At 64.8% G+C, this 3,030-nt stretch carries 3 protein-coding genes; all 3 read right to left on the bottom strand.

The genetic code is table 11. The annotated features are described in order from the left end of the window. Window positions 1-686 precede the first annotated feature (686 nt). Window positions 687-929, bottom strand: coding sequence for a DUF2274 domain-containing protein (locus tag Q0654_RS00435; RefSeq protein ID WP_019372997.1), 243 nt, complete (start codon window positions 927-929; stop codon window positions 687-689). Continuing rightward, on the bottom strand, window positions 926-2,203 hold the full coding sequence (locus Q0654_RS00430) for a TrbI/VirB10 family protein (protein ID WP_298849356.1): 1,278 nt from the start codon (window positions 2,201-2,203) through the stop codon (window positions 926-928). The genes Q0654_RS00435 and Q0654_RS00430 overlap by 4 nt, the downstream gene beginning before the upstream one ends. Before the next feature lie 2 nt (window positions 2,204-2,205). Next, on the bottom strand, window positions 2,206-3,030 hold an 825-nt coding region (trbG, locus tag Q0654_RS00425; protein ID WP_298849354.1), incomplete at its 5' end, for a P-type conjugative transfer protein TrbG.

The following is a 3,030-nucleotide window of genomic DNA, read 5'->3' as shown; positions in this document are numbered from 1 at the left end:
GAGCGCAACCTTGCCAAGGTTGAGGTCGCGAGTTCGAGCCTCGTTTCCCGCTCCAGTTCATGCCTTGCCACTCGATGCGGCAGTGAAGCTGGGTTTGCTTCGGGGGGCGTTGTGCGTTAGCCTCGACGCCGCAGACTGCAAACCCTGTAGTCCTGCCTCGGTGGTGAAATTGGTAGACACTGCGGACTTAAAATCTGTTTTGTCAAGTCTTCTCTGCTTGCGCCAACGAGTCACAAGGTCAATAGTGACAACGGTTTGCGAGCATTCAAGATGCAGCTTCATAGCTTGGCTTGGCGGTTAGGGGCCAACTAGGCGCCAGTAGATGGAAGTAGGTGTTCCTGCGCATTGCGCACTACGCCCGAGTGGTGAAATCGGTAGACACAAGGGACTTGAACAATTTGAGCCTTCGGGGGGAAACGCCTGAAGTGAAGCCCGTCAAAATCGGCGAAAGCCCTGGATGCTTCGGCATCCGAGCCAACGCCGAGCCAAGCCCAAGCTACAGTTTGGGAAGGTGTAGAGAGCAGACGGCGGGCACCTACGGCCGCAAGGCTATGGTGAAGGCGTGCTCCAGACCACGAACAGCGCGTGTGCGCTGGCGGCGAAAGTCGAAGTGGTAAGAAAATCCCTCGCCGAAAGGCGTGCCGGTTCGATTCCGGCCTCGGGCACCAATCCAGAGCCGCCCCCGTTTACGCAGGGGCGGCTTTTCCGTTCTTGGGTTGTGTGCGCTTGAATCCCCGATCGCCAGCCATGAAGGCTTCCAACATGTGCGGAATCAGCGTCAAGGCATCTACTGCCTCGCCGTATGCCTGCGCGTGCAGCGCGGCGTAGCGGTCGAGGTCGGCTTTCAGGCTGGCCGGGCAGGCAAAGGTCAGCTTGACGCTTTCGGTCTTGGGCAGCGGCCCGAGCCGCAGCTTCTTGGTCGTGTTCATCGCATCGCCCCCCTGTTGAAGAACAGCGGTTGGTACGGCCGCAACACCAAGTCACGGTTGACGATGATCCGCACCGACAACCCCGGCCGTTCGGTCAGCGTCGGTTGGATGTTCATGTTGCGCCGGGTCATCTCCTGGCCCACCTGATTGATGCTGTCCTGCGCGCTGTCGCGCCCGGCGATCACGATGCGGTTGCCATCCTGCCGGTTCTCCGGCGCGGCCAGCTCGGCGCCCACGCCCAGCAGGGTCGTCAGCGCCGCACCCGCGAAGACGCGATCCCAATGCCAATCGACACCATCCTCCAGCCCGGCATAGCCGGCCGGATCGGTGCCCGCGAGGTTGTCGAGCTTCAGCGATGACGTGTCCGGCAGGATGACGCGGTTCCACACCACCTGCACGCGGCTCTGCCCATAGCTCACCTGGCTGTTGTACTTGCCCAGGATGCGCGATCCCTGCGGGATCAGCAGGAACTTGCCCGTGGCCGTGTCATAGACCGGTTCCGTCACTGTGGCGATCACGTCGCCCGGCAAGTCCGACTTGATGCCCGTCACCAGTGCCCCGGCGATCACCGTTCCGGCCATGACCTGGTACGGCGAGGACGGCATTTGCAGATTGCCGGAATTACGGGTTTCCGTAGAACCGCCTTTCAGGAACGCCTCTTTCTGGTCTTGCCGGTTCTGCACGGCGGTCGGGTCGGCGGGCTGGGCCGCCGTCGAGGCCGGGCCAGCGGCCAGCGGGTCGAAGCCCGCCAAGCCTGATGCCGAGCCAGTCGCAGCGACTTGCGCCGTGCCTGGCGCTGCGCCCTTGCCGGGAGTGCCCGAGCGGAAGAACACCGAAGAAGCTGCGGCTGCTTCGGCCTCCTTGCGCTGTGCATCCTCCGGGTCGTGGCCCGGTGGCGCATACGTCGGCGCCATCGGTTGCTGCGACTTCACGATGGCTGGGCCAAGGTCGCCCGGCAGCGGCGGCCCCAGCTCCGGCACCTTCGGCAGCTTGGAGTAATCCGACGGCAGGCCGTCCAGCCCTTCGGACTTCGACACGCGATCGACGTTGTACAGCTCGGTCTGCTCGCCCGCGCCGCGCCGATGCGGCTGCAATGACCAGATCGTAGCCCCGAGCACGGCGACCGACAGGCCACCGACGAGAACGGCCAGCGTGCGTCGGTTCAGGCGCGTGACCGGGCGCGGCTGGGCGCGCAGCGCCACCGCCACCGCCACCGCCTCGGGCGCGACCTTGCCCGCCTGCGATGCAAGATCAGGGGAATCGTCCTGGCTCATGGTCAGTTCCTCCGCGTGCCACCCGAGACACCGTCTGTGCGCTCAATGCGCACCACGTCGCCCTTGTCGCCGCCCAGGCGCAATTCGGCCGCGCCGAACAGCCGATCCACGATGTAGTACGGCGAGCGGAAACGGTAGTTCACCAGTTGTCCGTCACCCTGCGCGCCGATGACAAACAGCGGCGGCAGCTCGCCTTGTGCGATGCCGGCGGGGAACTGGATGTAGACCTTCTCGCCATCGTCGAAGGCGCGCAGCGGCTTCCACGGCGGATTGCTGCCGCTGACCGCGTAGCGGAAACGGATCTTCTCCAGCGACAGGCCGCTATCGACCGGCGCGGCGGCGCTGGCCGCCTGCGCCTGGCGCTGCAAGGCCAGCATCTTGTCCTTGGGATATTCCCAGGACACCGATGCCATCCATGTCTTCTCGGTCGAGGTCAGTTCCAGCAGGTACGTCCTGCGGCTGGTGGTGATGACCAGATTGGTCTTCAGGGCCGAGCGGATCGGCTTGACCATTACGTTCACGCGCAGCGCATCGCCGCTGCCGCTCGATGTGTCCCCGACTATCCAGCGCACTGTGTCGCCAGCGGCCACCGTCACCAGTTCCTCGCCCGGCTGGAGCGCGATCACAGTCACGCGGCCCACGGCCGCATAGGCCTGATACAGCGCGCCATCGGTGAAAGGCCACACCTGAATCGCGTTGACGTATCCCTCGCGCGTCGGCGCAATGCGCGCTTCGGCATTGGCGCGGGACACGCGCACGGTTTCATCGGCAGGTTCTGCGGCGGGCTTGGCATCCGGCACAGGCTTCATCTGCGCCGGCATCGGCAG

The organism is uncultured Aquimonas sp., from assembly GCF_937888285.1.
In the GTDB taxonomy this organism is placed as follows: Bacteria; Pseudomonadota; Gammaproteobacteria; order Xanthomonadales; family Xanthomonadaceae; genus Aquimonas.
The sequence above is the reverse complement of the archived record's forward strand: the minus strand, read 5'-3'. Positions and strand labels throughout refer to the sequence as shown.

Bases quoted from the DNA above. Each gene is read 5' to 3' on its own strand.
- Q0654_RS00435 (WP_019372997.1), bottom strand. From the start codon at position 929: ATGAACACGACCAAGAAGCTGCGGCTCGGGCCGCTGCCCAAGACCGAA.
- Q0654_RS00430 (WP_298849356.1), bottom strand. From the start codon at position 2,203: ATGAGCCAGGACGATTCCCCTGATCTTGCATCGCAGGCGGGCAAGGTC.